General features: G+C 57.6%; 17 protein-coding genes. 5 read left to right on the top strand and 12 right to left on the bottom strand.

Annotated features, from left to right (window positions below; translation table 11 throughout):
• The first annotated feature begins 3 nt into the window (after positions 1–3).
• Genes AC3WOK_RS19210 through AC3WOK_RS19200 form a run of 3 tightly spaced genes read left to right on the top strand, consistent with a single transcriptional unit; the run spans position 4 to position 2,796 of the window.
• Positions 4–1,224, top strand: a complete 1,221-nt coding sequence (locus AC3WOK_RS19210; protein ID WP_059311557.1) for an MFS transporter — start codon at positions 4–6, stop codon at positions 1,222–1,224.
• Positions 1,211–1,624 (top strand): carboxymuconolactone decarboxylase family protein, encoded by a 414-nt coding sequence (locus AC3WOK_RS19205; RefSeq protein WP_059311556.1) that lies wholly within the window; start codon positions 1,211–1,213, stop codon positions 1,622–1,624. The genes AC3WOK_RS19210 and AC3WOK_RS19205 overlap by 14 nt, the downstream gene beginning before the upstream one ends.
• Positions 1,621–2,796, top strand: coding sequence for an acetyl-CoA C-acetyltransferase (locus AC3WOK_RS19200; protein ID WP_059311555.1), 1,176 nt, complete (start codon positions 1,621–1,623; stop codon positions 2,794–2,796). The genes AC3WOK_RS19205 and AC3WOK_RS19200 overlap by 4 nt, the downstream gene beginning before the upstream one ends.
• Before the next feature lie 67 nt (positions 2,797–2,863).
• Here AC3WOK_RS19200 and AC3WOK_RS19195 read toward each other — a convergent pair whose 3' ends face one another.
• Entirely contained in the window at positions 2,864–3,862 is a 999-nt protein-coding gene (locus AC3WOK_RS19195) for an aldo/keto reductase (protein ID WP_059311554.1), read from the bottom strand.
• 207 nt (positions 3,863–4,069) lie between these two features.
• On the opposite strand from AC3WOK_RS19195, the gene nepI reads away from it, so the two are divergent.
• Positions 4,070–5,260 carry a purine ribonucleoside efflux pump NepI gene (gene nepI / locus AC3WOK_RS19190; protein WP_447854868.1) on the top strand — a complete coding sequence of 397 codons (1,191 nt, stop codon included), beginning with the start codon at positions 4,070–4,072 and terminating at the stop codon, positions 5,258–5,260.
• Between the two features lie 48 nt (positions 5,261–5,308).
• Here nepI and AC3WOK_RS19185 read toward each other — a convergent pair whose 3' ends face one another.
• From AC3WOK_RS19185 to AC3WOK_RS19160, 6 genes are all read right to left on the bottom strand, one after another.
• A complete protein-coding gene (locus AC3WOK_RS19185; protein ID WP_447854869.1) occupies positions 5,309–6,214 on the bottom strand; it encodes a DMT family transporter in 906 nt (301 codons plus the stop codon).
• A 134-nt stretch (positions 6,215–6,348) separates the two neighbouring features.
• Positions 6,349–7,728, bottom strand: a complete 1,380-nt coding sequence (locus AC3WOK_RS19180) for a carbohydrate porin (protein WP_047347464.1) — start codon at positions 7,726–7,728, stop codon at positions 6,349–6,351.
• A gap of 137 nt (positions 7,729–7,865) precedes the next feature.
• Positions 7,866–8,168 carry a PTS lactose/cellobiose transporter subunit IIA gene (locus AC3WOK_RS19175; protein ID WP_008500136.1) on the bottom strand — a complete coding sequence of 101 codons (303 nt, stop codon included), beginning with the start codon at positions 8,166–8,168 and terminating at the stop codon, positions 7,866–7,868.
• Between the two features lie 5 nt (positions 8,169–8,173).
• Positions 8,174–9,550, bottom strand: a complete 1,377-nt coding sequence (locus tag AC3WOK_RS19170; RefSeq protein WP_447854870.1) for a glycoside hydrolase family 1 protein — start codon at positions 9,548–9,550, stop codon at positions 8,174–8,176.
• A 17-nt stretch (positions 9,551–9,567) separates the two neighbouring features.
• Positions 9,568–10,893 carry a PTS sugar transporter subunit IIC gene (locus AC3WOK_RS19165; protein ID WP_059310273.1) on the bottom strand — a complete coding sequence of 442 codons (1,326 nt, stop codon included), beginning with the start codon at positions 10,891–10,893 and terminating at the stop codon, positions 9,568–9,570.
• Between the two features lie 11 nt (positions 10,894–10,904).
• The gene (locus AC3WOK_RS19160; protein WP_014830072.1) at positions 10,905–11,219 is read right to left on the bottom strand and encodes a PTS sugar transporter subunit IIB; all 315 of its coding nucleotides are present in this window, start codon (positions 11,217–11,219) and stop codon (positions 10,905–10,907) included.
• 293 nt (positions 11,220–11,512) lie between these two features.
• Between AC3WOK_RS19160 and AC3WOK_RS19155 the strand changes: the two genes are divergently transcribed.
• Complete coding sequence (locus AC3WOK_RS19155) at positions 11,513–12,463, top strand: LacI family DNA-binding transcriptional regulator (protein ID WP_264439643.1); 951 nt, start codon at positions 11,513–11,515, stop codon at positions 12,461–12,463.
• A gap of 61 nt (positions 12,464–12,524) precedes the next feature.
• Here the strand turns inward: AC3WOK_RS19155 and AC3WOK_RS19150 are convergent, their stop codons facing one another.
• The 5 genes from AC3WOK_RS19150 to AC3WOK_RS19130 form a co-directional block, all read right to left on the bottom strand.
• Positions 12,525–12,875 (bottom strand): YicS family protein, encoded by a 351-nt coding sequence (locus AC3WOK_RS19150; protein ID WP_447856609.1) that lies wholly within the window; start codon positions 12,873–12,875, stop codon positions 12,525–12,527.
• Positions 12,876–12,940: 65 nt separating this feature from the next.
• Positions 12,941–14,305 carry an efflux transporter outer membrane subunit gene (locus AC3WOK_RS19145; RefSeq protein ID WP_492354975.1) on the bottom strand — a complete coding sequence of 455 codons (1,365 nt, stop codon included), beginning with the start codon at positions 14,303–14,305 and terminating at the stop codon, positions 12,941–12,943.
• Entirely contained in the window at positions 14,305–17,415 is a 3,111-nt protein-coding gene (locus AC3WOK_RS19140; protein WP_492354974.1) for an efflux RND transporter permease subunit, read from the bottom strand. The genes AC3WOK_RS19145 and AC3WOK_RS19140 overlap by 1 nt, the downstream gene beginning before the upstream one ends.
• Positions 17,415–18,536: an efflux RND transporter periplasmic adaptor subunit gene (locus tag AC3WOK_RS19135; protein ID WP_492354973.1), complete on the bottom strand. Its 1,122-nt coding sequence runs from the start codon at positions 18,534–18,536 to the stop codon at positions 17,415–17,417. Before AC3WOK_RS19135 ends, AC3WOK_RS19140 begins: the two co-directional genes overlap by 1 nt.
• Positions 18,537–18,684: 148 nt before the next feature.
• Positions 18,685–19,254 carry a TetR/AcrR family transcriptional regulator gene (locus tag AC3WOK_RS19130; protein WP_059310278.1) on the bottom strand — a complete coding sequence of 190 codons (570 nt, stop codon included), beginning with the start codon at positions 19,252–19,254 and terminating at the stop codon, positions 18,685–18,687.
• Positions 19,255–19,389: the final 135 nt, after the last annotated feature.

The following is a 19,389-nucleotide window of genomic DNA, read 5'->3' as shown; positions in this document are numbered from 1 at the left end:
AGCATGACTTCAGAACTCTCTTTGCAAAAAATGACGTTAAGGTCATGGCTTGCTTTATTCATTCTGGCTATTTCAACGTTTACTATTGTCACGACCGAACTGGCGCCGGTCGGATTATTAACGCCAATCGCAGAGGGGCTACAGTCTTCGGAATCCGCGGTGGGCATGACCGTGTCGCTTTATGCCTGGGTGGGGGCGTTAAGTGCGCTGTTTGCATCCGTCTTTTTAGGCAATGTGGCCAAGAAACGCCTTTTACTCGTGCTCACCGTGGTGCTTCTGATCTCCAACATCATGGCCGCGACGGTAAACACCTACAGCATGCTGCTTAGCGCCCGAGTGCTGGGTGCGCTTGCTCACGGTGCATTCTGGGCGATGATCGGCGCAACGGCGGTTGCTATCGTTCCTGCCAGATATATTGGGGCGGCGACGTCAATCGTATTTGGTGGCGTCTCCGCAGCAAGCGTTTTTGGCGTGCCGGTATCCAACTACATTGGTATTCACTTCGGCTGGCGGCAGGCCTTTTGGCTGATGGCCGCGCTGAGCGTAATTGCCTTTGTGGGTATTAGCGTGCTTGTTCCCCAGATCACCAGCAAAAGTGCGCTTGGGCTGGATGCGCTTAAAGGCGTGCTGAAATCGTCTACCTTGTGGAAAATTTACTCCGCTACCCTGCTGGCCGTTACGGCCCACTTTGCCGCCTTTACGTACATTGAACCCTGGCTGCACACGCAGAGTTTACTGTCCACCGCCTTTATTCCCGCTGTGCTTTTTGTTTACGGCATCGCGGGTCTGGCCGGTAACTTTCTGACCGGCGTGTTGATTGATAAGTATCTAAAGCTGACGGTCTCTTTGTCTGTACTGCTGATCTGTGCAGTGCTGCTGTTCCTGGGCCTGTCAGGTTCCTCGCTCTCTGCTGCGTTGATATTCATCAGCATGATTGTCTGGGGCGTTGCCGTGTCAGGAATATTTGTCGGCTTCCAGACGTGGGTTTTACGTATGGCTGAAGATAAAGCTTTCCCGGCCTCCGCAATCTACGTTTCGTTTTTCAATACCGCCATTGGTATCGGCGCGTCGGTCGGTGCCTGGATGGTTTCAGCATTTTCAATGCCGCTCCTGTATATCGTCGCCGGCACGGCCATCGGCCTGTCCGTTCTGCTTGTCGCGGTTATTCCTGCAACGTTGACCGCAAAACAGTCCCCACTGGAGAAATCTTATGAGTCAAATTAATGACCGCACGCGCTATGGCAGAGAGATTATGGACCGTCTTGAAGCGGGACTTGCGGATAAAGTCACCCGCCGCCTGAGTGAGCTGGACCCGGGGCTGCCCGCCCTGATTACCGACTATGCGTTCGGGGATGTGGTGGGGCGTCCGGGACTGGATCTCAAAACGCGCGAAATGCTGACCGTCGCCTCGCTTGTGACGCTGGGTAATGCCATGCCGCAGTTGGAACTGCATATGAGAGGCGCGCTCAACACAGGCGTGACGCCGGAAGAGCTACTTGAAATCGTGATTCAGATGGCGGTGTATGCTGGCGTTCCCGCCTGTATGAATGGTCTTACTGCATACCGGGCGGCAATGGCCGCGACGGGTCATACCTTGCCAGGACTGAAAGGGGAAGAGGCATGAGCGAGGTTGTCATTATTGCAGCCCGCCGCACGGCGACGGGCGCATTTCAGGGCGCGCTTGCGGAGCATTCCGCCTCTGACCTGGGAAGCCGGGTCATTCAGGCGCTCCTGAAAGAATCTGGCGTAGAGGCCAGTGATATCTCCCAGGTCATTATGGGGCAGGTACTTACTGCGGGCTGCGGTCAGAATCCGGCCCGGCAGTCGGCCCTGAATGCCGGATTACCGGTAGAAACGCAATGTCTGACAATCAATAAAGTGTGTGGTTCCGGGCTTAAGGCGGTCCATCTAGGTATGCAGGCGCTTCAGACGGGTGAGGCTGAGTTTGTTATCGCCGGCGGTCAGGAGAGTATGTCCAACGCGCCGCATATCGCCATGACGTCGCGTAGCGGAACGCGGCTGGGTGATATCACTCTCAAAGATAGCCTGGTTTCTGACGGGCTCTGGGATGCCTTCAATGATTATCATATGGGTATCACCGCTGAGAATGTTGCAACGGAGTTTGCTATCAGCCGCGAAATGCAGGACGAGTATGCCCTTGTCTCTCACCACAATGCGCTTGAAGCGCAGGCGCGCGGCATTTTTGAGCGTGAAATTGTTCCGGTTGAGTGGCTGACGCGAAAAGGCGAAACGATTAGCGTGGAGAGGGATGAAGGGCCGCGTGCAACCAGTATTGAAAAATTGACGAAGCTGAGGCCTGTCTTCCGAAAAGAGGGAACGGTGACGGCGGGAAATGCGTCATCGCTGAATGACGGTGCCGCTGCGGTGCTGCTTTGTACGCGTGATACCGCCGAAGCGCGTGGCTTGCCGGTTCTGGCTTCGCTGGGCGTGTTTACCAATTCCGGTATCCAGCCGGCATTAATGGGGGCAGCCCCGATTCAAGCCATTGCCGACTGTCTTTCCCGCTCGGGATGGAAGCCTGAGGATGTCGATCACCTTGAATCCAACGAAGCGTTTGCCGCCCAGGCGCTGGCGGTGATTCAGCAGGCTGGGATTTCCCCGGATCGTATCAATCCTTACGGCGGGGCCATCGCGCTTGGGCATGCGATAGGTGCATCTGGCTGCCGGATTTTGGTGACGCTGGTTCATTCCCTGGTCCGTAACGACGGCAAGCGCGGCGTCGCCGCACTGTGCGTAGGCGGTGGGGAAGGCGTTGCGTTGAGCGTTTATCGCTAACGGTACGGCGTATCTGTAGACATAAAAAAACCGGGGAAACCCGGTTTTTTTATTTCATGATGAGGTATCAGGCGTTCACGCCCTTCATACCCTCGGCGGAATAGCGATCGCCTTTGATCGCTATCCGGCGATGAAGGTTATTCAATGATTCAATGTCATTCATCTCAAGCACAATGTCGGCAGCTTGCGCATTCTCGGTCAGATAGTTGAGGTGCTTAGTGCCAGGAATGGGCACAAGCTTATCGTATTGCGCTAACAGCCAGGCAAGGGCAATTTGACCTGCGGTACAGCCGTACTTCGCTGCCAGCGGGTGGATGACATCGAGCAGCTGGCGATTATGATCGAGGCTGGACTGAACAAAACGTTCGTTATTTCTACGGAAATCACCTTCTGCAAACTCGCTATTGTTCAGGTATTTTCCCGTCAGGAAGCCTCTGCCAAGAGGCGAGTAAGGCACCAGACCGATGCCTAACTCTTTCACGACCGGCAGAATGCTTTCCTCAATATCGCGTGTCCACAAAGAATATTCCGTTTGCAGCGCGGTGACCGGATGTACCGCATGGGCCCGTTGCAGCGTTGCAGCCGACACTTCGCAAAGGCCGATGTGGTTGATCTTGCCCTCTTTAACCAGGGTGCGCAGACAATCCATACTCTCTTCGACCGGTGTTTCGTTGCTCAATCTGTGAAGGTAAAAGAGGTCGATTCGCTCCACGCCAAGCCGCTTGAGGGACTCATTACAGCAGCGGATGATATAGTCAGGCGTATTGTTGATGGTGCGGGCGTAAGACTCGTCAGGCGAGCGGTCGATGCCGCACTTCGTGGCTATTTTGAACTGCTCGCGAGTGCTTTTATCCAGCCCGGCAAGAAAATGACCGATTAGTCTTTCATTATGACCACGGCCATATAAATTTGCGGTATCAATAAACGTCACGTTCAGATCGATGAGGCTATGCAATACCTGCAGTGAGGCTTTGTCATTAGTCTGGCCATAAAATTCACTCAGACCCATGGCACCATAGCCGACAGCACTGACGGTAAGATTTTGAGATAAAGTACGTGTTTTCATAGTTTCTCCTTTTCAGACGCTATGATTGTTTCACCTCAAATGTGGATACTGAATTTTCATTTTCGTTATGCTGAAAAGGTATCAGTCGACGATGCTCCCCCTCCAGGCTCATTAAAAACGTCAAAAGTTGTCTAAACGTTAAATTCGTCACACTTTTGATGATAAACTGCGCGACTTTTCCGCACGTTTTTATTTTCAGGTGACGCCATGACAGAACATATCCAGCCCACGACCAGACCGCAGACCAAAGAGGTTTCTCGCCCCAACTGGTCGGCGGTTTTCTCCGTGGCGTTCTGCGTCGCCTGCCTGATTACCGTTGAGTTTCTTCCGGTGAGCCTCCTGACGCCGATGGCGCAGGATCTGGGCATTTCCGAAGGCGTGGCGGGGCAGTCCGTCACCGTGACGGCTTTTGTGGCGATGTTCGCCAGCCTGTTTATTACCCAGGTGATTGGCACCATCGACCGCCGCAAGGTGGTCATCCTGTTCAGCGTTCTGCTGACGCTCTCCTGCCTGCTGGTCTCTTTCGCTGAAAGCTTCACCCTGCTGCTGCTCGGTCGCGCCTGTCTTGGCCTGGGGCTCGGCGGCTTCTGGGCGATGTCGGCTTCGCTCACCATGCGCCTGGTGCCGGCGCGTACGGTGCCGAAGGCCCTGTCCGTTATCTTTGGTGCGGTCTCCATCGCGCTGGTGATCGCCGCGCCGCTCGGCAGTTTTCTCGGCGGGATTATCGGCTGGCGTAACGTCTTTAACGCGGCGGCGGTGATGGGGCTGCTGTGCATTATCTGGGTGTGGAAAGCGCTGCCGTCGCTGCCGGGCGAAGCGGCACACCATAAGCAGAACATGTTCGCGCTGCTGAAGCGCCCCGGCGTGCTGGCGGGGATGACCGCCATCTTTATGGCCTTTGCCGGGCAGTTTGCCTTCTTCACCTATATCCGCCCGGTGTTTATGACCATGGCGGGCTTTGACGTGGACGGCCTGACGCTGGTGCTCCTGAGCTTCGGTATCGCCAGCTTTGTCGGCACCTCGCTGTCATCCCAGTTCCTGAAACGCTCCCTGAAAGTGGCGCTGGCGGGTGCGCCGCTGGTGCTGGCTGTCAGTGCAGCGGTGCTGGTGCTGTGGGGCAGCGATAAGTGGGTAGCGTCTGCGATTGCGATTATCTGGGGCTTTGCCTTTGCGCTGATCCCGGTCGGCTGGTCGACGTGGATCACCCGAACGCTTGCCGATCAGGCGGAGAAAGCCGGGTCGATTCAGGTGGCGGTGATCCAGCTGGCGAACACCTGCGGCGCGGCGGTGGGTGGCGTGGCGCTCGACCATCTGGGGCTGACGTCACCGCTGGTGATTTCCGGCACGTTGATGCTGCTGACGGCGCTGCTGGTGGCGGGGAAGGTTAAGGCGAAGTAGTACTTTTCTCCCTCTCCCGTGGGAGAGGGGTGGGGTGAGGGCATCAGGCTACGCCGATGCCTTAACCCTTCTACGCGAATCCATCGAAATCAGCACCACCGACGACACAATCAGCAGCGTGCCCAGCCAGTCCGGGAGGGTGAACGCCACGCCCAGCAAAATCACCGACAGCAGCGCGCTGCTCAGCGGCTCGGCGCAGCTCAGAATGCTCGCCTTTGGCCCGCCGATCATCTGCGCGCCTTTCAGATACAGGCTGAACGTCAGCGCCGTGCCTATCACCACCAGGTAGAAAAACGCCAGCAGCAGGCTGCCGTCGATCACAAAAGTGGTCCCGCGTCCGGCGTAAAACGGCGTCAGCATCAATCCGGCAATCAACATACTCCAGCCGACAATCGGCAGCGTGCCGTAGCGGGCAATCAGCGTTGACGGATACGTCGTGTAAAACGCCGCGGCAAAGGCCGAGGCAATGCCGAAGAACAGCGCGGCAGGGGAGATGGAGAGCGAGGTCGGATCGCCGTGGGTGACCAGCAGGAAGGTGCCGATAAGCGACGTCATGATGGCGGACAGGACAAACACGCCGGGGCGCTTTTTCCGCGCCAGCGCGAACCACGCCACGATAATCGTCGGCGACAGAAACTGCAGCACGGTGGCGGTAGCGGCGTTGGATTTTTCAATCGTCAGCAGGAAGGTGAGCTGCACGGTAAGCGCGCCAACCAGCGAGAAAATCAGCAGGCTGATGGCGTCTTTGCGATGTTTGATGACCGAGAAAATCTTGTCGCCGTGAACGAAGGATAAGGTCAGCAGGATCACGCCGGTAAACAGCAGGCGAACCATGGTCAGGTAAGGCGAAGAAATGTGGCTTTTCTCCATGATGTACTGCGCGCAAACGCCTGAACTTCCCCATAAAACGGCGGCGATCAGGACGTTTAGCATCCCTTTACGTGTGGAACCCATGTTCTCCCCTGCTATGTTTGTTTTGTTGTAGCATAACATGGGATCTTGCCGGGTGGCGCTGCGCTTACCGGGCCTACAAGGTTTTGTAGGCCCGCGCAAGCGCAGCGCCGCCGGGCGAAACAAACGGCGCTGTACTAGAACCACGCCTCCCACATCGCGCCGACGTTGAAGTCGTCGAGCGTTTCGTCTTTGGTGCCGTTCACGCGCGCGGTGCGCTCGTTATCCACTTTGCCGCCGGTCACGTAGAAGCGCAGCATCGGGCGGAACTCCGGCCCCATGGCGATAGACATGTTCTGCGACAGGGTCAGCTTCCAGCCCTTGTTGTCGCCGCCGTTGTCGTAATCCACGTGCTGCCAGCCCGCTTCCAGCCAGGTGGAATGAACGTCGTTCCACCAGTGCATAGGGCGCACGATGGCGTTGTAGTTCTTGCGGTTATCGGTTTTATCGCGGCTGTTGTCGTAGTCGTGGAAGGCGAGAATGTACTCCACCTGCGTGGCCTGGGTGAATTTGTACAGCCCTTCGAAGCTGGCGTAGACCGTGGTCAGATCCTCGGTTTTGTTGAACACGCTGTTGTCCGCGTTATCGGAATAGCGGGCAATCACCTTGTTCACGCCGCTGTCGTTGGTGTGGCTCAGCACCACGCCGCCCTGCCAGGCGTTCAGACGCTCGTCGCTCTCCACCGCCTTGGAGTCAAAGCCGTAGTTGGCATACAGCTCCATGTCGATAGGGCCGAGCTTCATGCCGTGGATTTTTGAGGTGGCCGCGTAGTTACCTTTATCGCCCGTGCCGGAACCGCCGGTACAGGTGATGCGCGACGGGTTGGCCTCATCTTCCATCACTTCCGGGCTACAGGATTCCACTGCCGCCACGGCGGCCACGTCGAACTGCACGCCACCGATGTCGAAGTTCTTCACCCCGGCGCCCTGGCCGTCGTGGTTCATCCAGAAGTAATCGTTAATGCCCTGCTGTGGACGCTGGTGGAAGTCACGACCCGCCCAGAAATAGGCGTTCGGGTTGGAGGCCATAATGTTGGTCACCCCGGCGTAGGCCTTTTTCAGGTTAACTTCGTCGCCCCAGTGGTCGATCATCACGTTGATGTCCCAGATGGCGCCGTTTTCACCCTTAAAGGCTTTGGAGAGCTGGAATTCCCCGCCGTTGCCTTCGTTACCCAGACGACCAATCGCGGACGCGCCGTTATAGGAGCCGTCTACCGCCACGTATTTCTGGTCGGCGGCCTGGAAGTGCGCGCCGTAGCGGGCGTAGCCGGTAAACTTAATGCCGAACGGAATCGCCATGTCCGGGGACTGCGCCGCGCTTTGCGGCTCGGTCACCACGTCCGCTTTTTTCGCGACGGCAGCATCCATTTTGGCCTGACGCTCGGCCAGGGCTTTGTCCACCGCTTTTGCCACAATGGCGTCGATTTGCTCCTGCGTGAATTCCTGTGCGAGCACGGAAATTGGGCAAAGCGCGGCGATAACCGCCATGGTTAATGGAAGTTTTTTAATCGTATTCATGGTTATCTCAATATAGTTTAATTTTATTCAGACAATAACCATCCCGCTCCGATCTGACAGAATATGTCGCTATCATCAGAACAAGTGGAATTCTATTTAAGGTCCAGAGGTATTACAGTAATTTATTTCGCCATAGACTATCTCTGATATAAATGAATAATTTCTTCAGACAGTTCACGCGCTAATAGCGAATTCATTAAATGATCCTGCGCGTGCACCATAATTAAGGTCATCGGCTGGCGCGCTTCACCTGCATCCTGCTCGATCAGTTTGGTCTGCATCTTGTGCGCCTGGCGCGCGTAGCCGTCGGCTTCGCGCAGCAGGCTTTTGGCTTCGTCAATGTTGCCCTGACGCGCCGCGTGCAGTGCCTCAAAGCACAGGCTGCGGGACTGGCCGGCATTGACGATAATTTCCATTACGGCTTCTTCTAGTGCGATCATCACAATTACTCTCTGTCAAAACTGTTATTCAACGCGGTGGCGGCAAACCACTCTCCGCTCTTTTTAAGGGTGCGCTGCTGCGTCTTTACATCGAGCTGGATAAATCCGTAGCGATTTTTATACGCATTACACCACGACCAGTTATCAATAAATGTCCACATATGGTAACCAAGGCAATTGCACCCTTCGCTAATGCCTTTGTGCAGCCAGGTTAAATGCCCGGAAATGAAATCAATGCGGTATTGATCGTTAATCTGGCCATTTTCAATAAAGCGCTGCTCGTTTTCGACGCCCATGCCGTTTTCAGAAATAAAGCAGCGAGGGTTGCCGTAATTGTCGCGCAGGTTAACCAGAATATCGTAAATACCCGGCTCGTAGATTTCCCAGCCGCGGTACGGGTTCATCTTGCGGCCCGGCATCTCGTAGTTATCAAAGAACCACTCCGGCATAAACGGCGCCTGCGGGTTCACCGCGCTGTCGCGACACTTCACACGACGCGGCTGATAGTAGTTCACGCCGAGCAGGTCGATTTTTCCTTCCGCGATCAGGAAACCGTCTTCCGGTTTACAGGCGGGTAATTGATCGTAGGATTTCAGCAGCGCCACCAGGTCTGCCGGGTATTCACCGCGCAGGACCGGGTCAAGGAAGCTGCGGTTAAACATCAGGTCTGCGATGTGCGCCGCCTTCACGTCTGCCGGATTCTGCGAACGCGGGTATGACGGCGTCAGGTTCAGCACGATACCGATCTCACCCGCGTAATGTCCGGCGCGGTAAGCCTGAACGGCCTTCGCGTGGGCCAACACGGTGTGATACGCCACGGTAGCCGCCCGACGAAAATCCACCACGTTCGGATAGTGGAAGTCGTACAGATAACCGCCCTCTACCGGCACGATCGGCTCGTTGAAGGTAAACCAGTGCAGCACGCGATCGCCAAACAGCTCGAAGCACATCTGCGCATAGCGGGCGTAAGCGTCCACCACGTCGCGGTTTTCCCAGCCGCCGATCTCCTGCATCGCCATCGGCATGTCGAAATGGAACAGGGTGATAAACGGCGTGATGCCCTGTTCATTCAGCTCATCAATGACCTGATTATAAAAATCGACCGCTTCCGGGTTCACTTCACCGATGCCGTCGGGGATCAGGCGCGCCCAGCTAATCGACGTGCGAAAGCTGTTGTGGTTCAGCTGCTTTAACAGCTGAATGTCCGTTTTCCAGTGCTGATAAAACGTGGAGGTGTGCTGCGGCCCCACGCCGTTGTGAAAACGGTTCGGCTCGCGGGCAAACCAGTAATCCCACGTGGTTTCCCCCTCTCTTGCCCCTTCGGTCTGGAGAGCGGAGCTTGCGCTGCCCCACCAGAAGTTATCGGGAAATGCGTATTTCATGACTCTTCCTCTTTGACTTAATGGCTGGCGGCTTCAGCGTTACCGACGGTCGCCTGAGCTTTCTGCTCTTCGTTTTTGATGAGCGTACGCTCATAGGCACGCAGGAACGGCAGGTACATCAGCGCGGACATCACCATGCAGACCAGGCACATCACCACCGGGCTGAGCGCCCAGTTCGCCGCCCACGAGGCGCCAATCGGTGCAGGCGTGGTCCACGGGGTCAACGACACAACCTGCGCCAGCCAGCCGAGCTTGGTTGCGCCGTACGCCAGGCAAGCGTTGACCAGCGGAACGAACACGAACGGGATAAACAGCATCGGGTTCATGATGATCGGCGCGCCGAACAGAATCGGTTCGTTGATGTTAAAGAAGCTTGGCACCACGCCCATTTTGCCGATGGTGCGCAGATGGGTCACGCGGCTGCGCAGCAGCAGGAACGCCAGCGGTAGCGTGGAGCCTACGCCGCCAATCAGCAGGTAGTGATCCCAGAAGCCCTGCAGGTAAACGTGCGGCAGCGCCGCGCCGGCCGCCAGCGCCGCCTGGTTTGCCGAGAGGTTTGCCATCCAGAACGGGTTCATGATGCCGGTGACAATCAGCGAGCCGTGAATACCGGCAAACCAGAAGATCTGGCACAGCAGCACGGAGAGCAGAATGGCGGGCAGCGAGTCAGAGGCGGACACCAGCGGCTCCAGCAGGTGCATAATCGCCTGCGGGATAATCATGCCGGTCTGCGCTTCGATGAACAGGTTCAGCGGGTGCAGGGTGCCGATCACCACCATCACCGGGATCAGGATCTCAAACGAACGCGCCACGCCGGTCGGGACTTCCTTCGGCAGGCGAATGGTCACGTTGTTCTGCTTCAGCCACGCGTAAACGCGGGTGGCGTAAATCGCGGTGATCAGCGCGGTAAAGATGCCCTGACCAGAAAGGTACTGCGTGGAGATCTTGCCGTCGGCATACGGCGCGGCGACCAGCAGGAAGGCCATAAAGGCCAGCAGGCCGGACATCACCGGGTCGAGGTTAAACTGACGACCCAGGCTCGCCCCAATCCCCACCGAAATGAAGAAGGTCATCACGCCCATGCTGAGGTTAAAGGGCAGCATCAGCTGCTCGCGGTAGGTCTGGGAGAAATCCAGCCAGCCGCGGGCGAAGCTGTTGGTGGTATCTGCCGAGAACGGCGGGAAGATGAACACCAGCATAAACGAGCCGATGATCATGAACGGCAGCGCGGCGGTAAAGCCGTCGCGGATGGCAATCACATACTTTTGCTGACCGAGCTTCGCGGCCAGCGGGGTAATTGACTGCTCAATCACCGCGACCATGGATTGATATAACGAACTCATGTGAACACCTTTTAGTGTGCCGCTTCGATGAGCGACAGAGCATAGTCCAGTACTTTATCGCCACGCTGCATGCCGTAGTCCATCATGTCGATGGGCTGTACCGGAATGCCTTTTGTAGCCGCCTTGTCTGAGAGTGTCTGTAACATGTATTTCACCTGCGGTCCGAGAAGGACAACCTGGTATTGCGGAAACTGCGTATCAAATTCGGAAACGCCGTACGCATCAATCTTTACCGGCAAACCACGTTCTTTCGCGACATCGACCATTTTGCTGACCAGCAGGCTGGTGGACATCCCTGCAGAGCAGCACAGCATTATCTTGAACATCGACAACCATCCTCTAAATGTAAAAAGTTATTGCGATGATGATTGGATATCATATGGAAACCGGTTTCCATTTATAAAAGACAGAAGTGTGACAACCATCAAGAACCCTGATTTATGAGGCTAATTAACCCGATGTGTGTCACAGAATTTGGCTGTTCTGACATCATTTAGAGTGGAAACGGAAAATCGGTTTCCATGGAAAACGGAAACGGATATACTCCATTCTGGCTATAATGTGAGCCGAAGCGGTCATGGAATTTGCAGGCACGAGGTAAGCCTGTCAGGGGAAAGAGATGTCGACAATCAATGATGTATCACGTCTTGCCGGGGTGTCCAAAGCCACGGTATCGCGAGTGTTGAGCGGGTCACGCGGCGTGAAGGAAGCCAGCCGTCAGGCCGTTCTGAAAGCGGTGGATGAGCTGAATTATCGTCCTAACGTGATTGCACAATCACTGCTAAGCCAGTCGACGGGCTGTATTGGCGTGATTTGCGCGCAGGAAAACATTAACCAGACCACCGGTTATCTCTACGCGCTGGAAAAACAGCTCAGCCAGCATCAAAAACATCTGCTGCTGCGCTTCGCGCATAGCAAAGCGGAAGTGATGCACGCCCTTGAAGAACTCTCCTGCGGGCTCTGTGATGATATCCTGGTGATTGGCGCCCGTTTTCCGCTGGACGTCGATATGGAAAACGTCATTCTGGTCGACTGTATGGAGTCTGATAACGCCAACAGCATCCAGTTCGATCACGCGTTTGCCGCCGAAACCGCCTGTAACTACCTCACCAGCCAGGGGCGTCGCCAGATTGCGCTGATCCACCCGCACGGCAGCGGTTTTGCCGACCAGGTGCTGCTCGGCTACAAGCACGCGCTGGAGAAAAATTTCCTGCCCTTTAATCGCAACCTGGTCTTTATGGACGCCACCTCCTCATCCGTTGCGCTGCAGGAGCTGCTGAACAACGCCAGCACCCTGAATTTCAACGCGCTGCTGGTGGCGGACGAGCAGGAAGCCCAGCGGGTGATCCCGCAGCTGCAGGCATTTAATAAATCCGTGCCGGACGACATTATGGTCTTCAGCCTGGCCGGATCGCTGCACCTACCGGGTATTCCGGTGATCCCGGCGATTGAATATTCAATGGATGCCATGGCGGCGCGTATCGTGAGCTGGCTGACGGAGAAAACGCAGATGCTGGGGTCGTACGTGCTGCGCGGGGATTTGATTATTCCGGACGTGCGTAAGCGTTAAACATGTTGTGTAGGCCGGGTAAGGCGCAGCCGCCACCCGGCGAGAAGCACGTTTCCAGCCCTCAATAATCTTCCATACAATCCACCTGGCCAATCGCGGCCCAGTAGGCGTCCAGGTTGTCGCGCTTGACGGCGGTAATGGCGTTTTTGATCAGCAGCTGATTGGCCTCGGACGACAAAATCATCTCCTGCCAGGCCTTATCGCTCTGTTTTTTCTGTGGCGTACAGGTTTTCTTCACGTCTTTAAGAACCTGTTGCTTGATTTGAGCCTCTTTCGCCGGGTCGTCCTTTTCCTGAGCATGGGCAAACGCAGCGAAGAGCAGACAAACCAGCAGGCAGACCAGGTGCGCAGCTTTCATCGAAACCCCCTTTAAGAGACACATGCTTCCCATGAAATATATCGTTACATTCAGTGTAGCGACGCCAGCCGAAAGTATGAATTTTCTCTTCACCGCGCTTCAGGATTGCCCCGCAAGCGTTACTGAATACCGCCCCCGAGCGACTGCCACAGGGTGATGCGGTTTTCCAGGTCGGTTTGTTGTAACGCGATTAGCGACGACTGCGCCGACCACAGCGACCGCTGCGCGGTCAGGACCGTCAGATAATCCCCCGCGCCCGCCTGATAGCTGCGGGTCGCCACGTCCAGCGTTTTTTGCTCGGCCGCCACGTATTCGCGCTGGGCATCCAGCTGCTCGCTCAGGGTTTCACGCCGCGCCAGCGCGTCGGCCACGTCCTTGAACGCGCTCTGGATGGCTTTCTCGTAGGTGGCAATCAGTCCCTTCTTCTCCGCTTCCGCGTAGCGCAGCTGGGCCAGGTTGTTCCCGCCGCTAAACAGCGGCAGGGTGATGGACGGTGCAAACGACCAGACCTTCATCCCGTGGCTGAACAGGGAGGAGAGCGAATCGCTGCCGACGCCCGCGCTGGCGGTGAGCGAGATGGTCGGGAAGAAGTTGGCGCGCGCCGCGCCGATGTTGGCGTTGGCGCTCAGCAGGTTATGCTCGGCCTCCTGAATATCCGGGCGACGCAGCAGCGCGCTGGAGCTGACGCCCGCCGGGATCAGCGTGATGGCATTATCGCTCAGGCTCTCCAGCGTGCCGGGCAGCAGGTTGTCCGGCACCGTATCGCCCGCCAGCAGATTAAGGGCGTTTTTGTCCTGCATCACCAGCGTCTGGTAGCTCGCCACGCTGGCGCGCGCCTGCTGGTAAACCGCCATCGCTTCACTGACGTCCGTCGCCGCCGCCACGCCGACGTCCTGCTGGCGCTTCACAATCTTGAGCGAGTTCGCCGCGCTCTCCATCGTCGATTTCGCCAGCGCCAGGTTGCTGTTATCCGCCGCCAGCGTCACCCAGGCGGTGGTCAGCTCGCTGACCATCGTCAGGCGCGTATTCTGCGCGGTGAATTCGCTGGCAAGCCAGGTTTCACGCGCGGCGCGGGAGAGGCTCTGGTTGCGGCCAAACAGATCCAGCTCGAAGCTCGAGACCGCACCGTTGGCCTCATCGCTTGTCGCGACGCCGCTTGCTAGCGTGCGGCTGCGGGTGTGGCTCAGCTCCGCGTCCACCGTCGGGAACAGGGACGAGCGCGTTTCGCCGTACTGGGCGCGGGCGGCGTCGATATCCGCAATCGCTTTTTGCACGTCGCGGTTGCTGCTCAGCGCCATCGTCACTACGCTTTTCAGCCGGACGTCGTTCATCACCTGCTGCCACTGGCTCACCACGGCGGTGGCTTCGCCGTGTGCGCCGGGCAAGGTTGCCGGGACGGGGGCATCCGGGCGCTGATAAGTGGGGTCTAACGACACGCAGCCTGCGCTCAGCAGGGCTAACGCTAAAATAGATACACGAAACATTATGACCTCCGGTTGGAGTGCTTACCGGAGAACAGACGTTTCACCAGTACGAAGAATAAGGGAACGAAGAAGATCGCCAGCAGCGTGGCGGCGAGCGTTCCACCGATAATGCCGGTACCGATCGCCACGCGGCTGTTGGCACCTGCCCCGGTGGCGATTGCCAGCGGCGTCACGCCTGCGATAAACGCCAGCGAGGTCATGATGATGGGGCGCAGACGCGTCTGAGCGGCACGCATCGCCGCACGCGTCAGGGAGTAGCCTTCGGCGACTTTTGCCTCGGCAAATTCAACAATCAAAATGGCGTTCTTCGACGACAGGCCGATGGTGGTCAGCAGCGCCACCTGGAAGTAGACGTCATTGCTCAGGCCGCGCAGGGAGGCGGCAAGCGCCGCACCCAGCACCCCAAGCGGGATCACCAGAATGACGGAAATCGGCACCGACCAGCTCTCATACAGCGCCGCCAGACACAGGAACACCACCAGGATCGAGAGGGCATAGAGGCTCATTGCCTGGCCGCTCGCCAGTTTTTCCTGCAACGACAAACCGCTCCACGCCCAGGTGCTGCCGGACGGCAGGTTATTCGCCAGCTGTTCCATTGTGCTCATCGCCGTACCGGAGCTGGCGCCGCTGGCGTTCTCGCCCTGAATTTCATACGCCGCCGAGCCGTTGTAGCGCACCAGGCTTTCCGGGCCATACTCCCAGCGGGTGGTGGCGAAGGCGGAGAACGGCGTCATGGTGCTATCGCTGCCGCGCACATACCATTTGTTGAGATCGGACGGCACGGCGCGAGCGTCGCTGTCGCCCTGGATATAGACCTTCTTCACGCGACCGCGATCGATAAAGTCGTTCACGTAGGTGCCGCCCCAGGCGCTGGAGAGGGTATCGGTGACGTCGCTCAGGGTGAGCCCCAGCGACACAGCCTTGTTGTTATCGATATCCACCTGAAGCTGCGGCATCTGCGGCAGATCGTTGGCGCGCACCGCGTGCAGCGAGGCATCCTGATTAGCTTTGCCAATCAGCTGGTTACGCATCTTCAGCAGCGTGTCGCGGTCGGTGCCGCCGCTGGCCATCAGCTCAAAGGTAAAGCCGTTGCTCTGGCCCAGACCGTCCACCGCAGGCGGCGTCATGGCAAAGATGGTGGCATCGCGGATGGTGCTCAGCTCCTGCGTGGCGCGCAGGGCGATGGCCTGAGCGGTGTTTTCGTCGCCCTTACGTTCGGACCAGTTTTTCAGGGAGACAAACGCCATCCCGGCGTTCTGGCCGCTGCCGCTGAAGCTGAAGCCTTCAATGGTAAAGATCACGTTGGTGTTGGCTTTCTCTTTGGTGAGGAACCACTCGCGCACCTGGCGGCTGACTTCGGCGGTACGCACCGTCGTCGCGCCGGCTGGCAGGGTGTACTGCACCATGATTTCGCCCTGGTCTTCCGTTGGCAGGAAGCTGCCCGGCAGCTTCAGCATGGCAAACCCCATCGCGCCACAGAGCAGGGCGTAGATGACCAGCATGCCGCCGGAGCGGCGCAGGGCACGCAGCACCTTGTTCTGATAGCCATGCTCGGTCCTGCTGTAGAAGCGGTTAAACGCGCCGAAGAAACCTTTCTTGTGCGGAGCCGTGTGGCTCAGAATTGAGCCGCAGAGCGCGGGCGTCAGGGCCAAGGCCACCACCACGGAGAGCAGCATCGCGGAGATAATGGTGACCGAGAACTGACGGTAAATCACCCCGGTGGAGCCGCCGAAGAAGGCCATCGGCAGGAATACGGCAGAAAGCACCAGCGCAATGGCGATCAGCGCGCCGGAGATTTCGCTCATCGATTTTTCGGTCGCTTCCCGGGCGGGCAGGCCTTCGTCGCGCATAATACGCTCGACGTTTTCCACCACCACGATGGCGTCATCCACCAAAAGCCCAATCGCCAGCACCATCGCAAACAGCGTCAGGGTGTTAATGGAATAGCCGAACAGCGCCAGCACGCCGAAGGTGCCCAGCAGAACAACAGGTACCGCCAGCGCCGGGATCAGCGTCGCGCGGATGTTTTGCAGGAACAGGTACATCACCACCACCACGAGGATAATGGCTTCGAACAGGGTCTGAATCACGTCCTCAACCGAGATCTTGATGAACTCGGTGCTGTCCTTCGGGTAGGCCACGTCGTAGCCTTCCGGCATCGACTTTTTGAACTCAGCAATCTTGTCTTTTACCGCCGTCGCAGTGTTGAGCGCGTTCGCACCCGGCGAGAGCATGACTGCCATGCCCGCCGCCGGGTGGCCGTTCAGCTTCGCGGTGGCGGTATAATCTTCGCTGCCCATCTCCACGCGGGCGACGTCGCTGATGTGCACTACCGCGCCGCTGGACTGGCTCTTCACGATGATGTTTTTAAACTGATCCACCGTCTGCAGGCGCGACTGGGCGCGGACGGTGGCGGTCAGCTGCTGGGCGTTTGACGAGGGCAGCGCGCCGATTTTACCGGCGGAAACCTGCACGTTCTGCGCCTCGATCGCGCTCTGCACGTCGGAAGGCATCAGCGAGTAAGAGGCCAGCTTCGCCGGGTCGAGCCAGATGCGCATCGCGTATTCCGCCCCGAACACCTGCAGGCTGCCAACGCCCTCCACGCGCGCCAGCGGGTCCTGCATATTGCTCACCAGCCAGTCGGCGATATCCGAGCTGCTGGCGGTGTCGGTTTTATCGTACACGCCCATGATCAGCAGGAAGTTGCTCTGCGATTTCTCGACGGTAATGCCGGTCTGCTGCACCTCGGTGGGCAGGCGCGATTCCGCCTGCTGGACTTTGTTCTGCACCTGCACCTGCGCGGTGTCAGGGTCGGTGCCCTGCTCGAAGGTGACGTTGATGCTTACCGACCCGTCCGAACTGCTGGTGGAGGTGAAGTAGAGCAGGTTATCCAGCCCGGTGAGCTGCTGCTCGATCACCTGCGTCACGCTGTTTTCCAGCGTCTGCGCGGAGGCACCGGTGTAGGTGGCGGAGATCTTGATCGACGGCGGGGCGACGTCCGGGTACTGCGCGACCGGCAGCGTGCGGATGGCCAGCATTCCGGCGAGCATGATCAGGATGGCGATCACCCAGGCAAACACCGGGCGACGCACGAAGAAACGGGAAAACATCAGGCGTTTCCTCCGCTGGCTTTCATCTCTTCGGCTTTCACTTCCTGCCCGGCGGTCACTTTGTCAGTGCCTTCCACAATCAGCTTATCGCCCGCCTTCAGGCCGCTCAGCACCAGCCATTTGTCGCCGTAGGTGTCACCCGTTTCGAGCTGACGCTGCTCCACCTTGTTGCTGGCGTTCACCACCAGCGCGGTGGCCGTGCCTTTGGCATCGCGGGTGATGCCCTGCTGTGGCGCGAGGATCGCGTCATCCATGATGCCCTCATCCACTCTGGCGCGGACAAACATGCCGGGCAGAAGCTGATGCTGCGGGTTCGGGAAGACGGCGCGCAGCGTGACGGAGCCGGTTGATTCATCGACCGCGACTTCGGTTAATGCCAGGCGGCCTTTTTCACCGTAGGTGCTGCCGTCTTCGAGAATTAACGACACGCTTAGCGTATCGCTGTTCGAGGCAAGGGTTTGCTTGCGTAACCGCAGCAGATCGGCGCTGGAACGCGTGAGATCGACGTACATGCTGTCGAGCCCGCGAATGGTGGCGAGCGCGGTGTCCTGCTGGGCAGTCACCAGCGCGCCGGGCGTGACGGAGGAGATGCCGATGCGTCCGGCAATCGGCGCGGTGACGGTGGTCCAGTTGAGGTTAATGCGCGCACTCTCCTGCGCGGCCTTCTTTGACTCGACGCTGGCCTTGTCCTGTGCGCAGGTGGACTTCGCGTCCTCTGCATCCTGGCGCGACACGCCGTCGTCTTTCACCAGCTGCGCATAGCGCCGGGCCTTCTGGCAGTCGGCCTCGACCAGCGCCTGGGCCTGCTTAAGCGCCGCGGCGGCTTCATCAAACGCGGCGCGGTAGCTGGAGGGATCGATTTGATACAGCGCCTGTCCGGCTTTCACCGTATCGCCTTCGGTGAAGAGCCGCTTCTGGATAATGCCGCCCACCTGTGGACGCACTTCGGCGCTCATCGTGGCGGTGGTGCGGCCAGTCAGTTCACTGACGACGGAAACCGGCTGGCTCATGAGCGTGACAATCCCCACTTCCGGAAGGGGATGCTGGGGAGCAGATGTTTGCGCATTATCGCACCCTGTCAGGAGGAATAATGCTGCGATGGAGGTTGTTATGGTTTTCATAATCTTTTTCCAGGGTGAACGATGCCTGCCCTGTTAATGGCTTAACGGGGAGGAGGGCTATTTAAAGGCACAGCGATACCGCATCTCTGGCTGAGCCAGAAATGTAAAAATGGGGAATGACTTATTCCCGCTAATTATTCATATGCGATTACTTCGCAGAGAAAAGCATATTTAAAATATCCTGATAAATGGGCTCTAATTTTTCTGAGGGTACTTTTAATGGCGTAAACCGACGATAAATGGTGCCTTCAATCATCACGGCGGTAATCTCCACGCAGCAGCGAATATGCTCATCGCTCAGGTGGGGAAACTGTTTTTTCAGGTGCGCACAGGCGTTGGCGAACATACGTGATTCGGCTTCTGTCAGCATGGCGGCAACCTGAGGGTTACGCGTGGCCTCGGCGGACATTTCGAGCATCAGCGCATCGTCGTCTTCGTTAAGCGTCTGTCGCCAGGCGAGGGCCTGCGGCATCCCCTCCACCAGCGTTTTACCCTGCATCTCCTCGATGCGCGAGTCGATGATGCGGCGGATCATCTCTTCAATAATGGCATCTTTGTTGCTGAAATAACGGTAAATTTGCCCGACGCTGAGCTTCGCCTCGCTGGCGATCTGCGACATGCTGGCAGCATGAAATCCGCTGGCGCGAAAGCAGCGGCGCGCGGCGGTGACGATCTCGTCCTGGCGCAGTTTTTGTCGTTCTTCCAGCTTTGTGCTCATCGTCGGCTACCGTTTAAAAGTGAGAATGATCGTTCTCATTATACGTTTTGGGTGCCTTTTGGAAAGGCTTTTTTTATTTACATATTGAATGAATATTTCCTCGTTTAAACAATGGAGGAAATAAGGAGTTTTTAT

This window comes from Enterobacter sp. FW301-JW81, assembly GCF_058788735.1.
This window is presented reverse-complemented; position numbering and strand designations above follow the sequence as displayed.

Coding starts and splice junctions, on each gene's coding strand:
- AC3WOK_RS19195 (WP_059311554.1), bottom strand. CDS start 3,862: ATGAAAACACGTACTTTATCTCAAAATCTTACCGTCAGTGCTGTCGGC.
- AC3WOK_RS19130 (WP_059310278.1), bottom strand. CDS start 19,254: ATGAGCACAAAGCTGGAAGAACGACAAAAACTGCGCCAGGACGAGATC.
- AC3WOK_RS19140 (WP_492354974.1), bottom strand. CDS start 17,415: ATGTTTTCCCGTTTCTTCGTGCGTCGCCCGGTGTTTGCCTGGGTGATC.
- AC3WOK_RS19160 (WP_014830072.1), bottom strand. CDS start 11,219: ATGTTCAAGATAATGCTGTGCTGCTCTGCAGGGATGTCCACCAGCCTG.
- AC3WOK_RS19135 (WP_492354973.1), bottom strand. CDS start 18,536: ATGAAAACCATAACAACCTCCATCGCAGCATTATTCCTCCTGACAGGG.
- AC3WOK_RS19145 (WP_492354975.1), bottom strand. CDS start 14,305: ATGTTTCGTGTATCTATTTTAGCGTTAGCCCTGCTGAGCGCAGGCTGC.
- AC3WOK_RS19185 (WP_447854869.1), bottom strand. CDS start 6,214: ATGGGTTCCACACGTAAAGGGATGCTAAACGTCCTGATCGCCGCCGTT.
- AC3WOK_RS19165 (WP_059310273.1), bottom strand. CDS start 10,893: ATGAGTTCGTTATATCAATCCATGGTCGCGGTGATTGAGCAGTCAATT.
- AC3WOK_RS19205 (WP_059311556.1), top strand. CDS start 1,211: ATGAGTCAAATTAATGACCGCACGCGCTATGGCAGAGAGATTATGGAC.
- AC3WOK_RS19210 (WP_059311557.1), top strand. CDS start 4: ATGACTTCAGAACTCTCTTTGCAAAAAATGACGTTAAGGTCATGGCTT.
- AC3WOK_RS19180 (WP_047347464.1), bottom strand. CDS start 7,728: ATGAATACGATTAAAAAACTTCCATTAACCATGGCGGTTATCGCCGCG.
- nepI (WP_447854868.1), top strand. CDS start 4,070: ATGACAGAACATATCCAGCCCACGACCAGACCGCAGACCAAAGAGGTT.
- AC3WOK_RS19175 (WP_008500136.1), bottom strand. CDS start 8,168: ATGATCGCACTAGAAGAAGCCGTAATGGAAATTATCGTCAATGCCGGC.
- AC3WOK_RS19200 (WP_059311555.1), top strand. CDS start 1,621: ATGAGCGAGGTTGTCATTATTGCAGCCCGCCGCACGGCGACGGGCGCA.
- AC3WOK_RS19170 (WP_447854870.1), bottom strand. CDS start 9,550: ATGAAATACGCATTTCCCGATAACTTCTGGTGGGGCAGCGCAAGCTCC.
- AC3WOK_RS19155 (WP_264439643.1), top strand. CDS start 11,513: ATGTCGACAATCAATGATGTATCACGTCTTGCCGGGGTGTCCAAAGCC.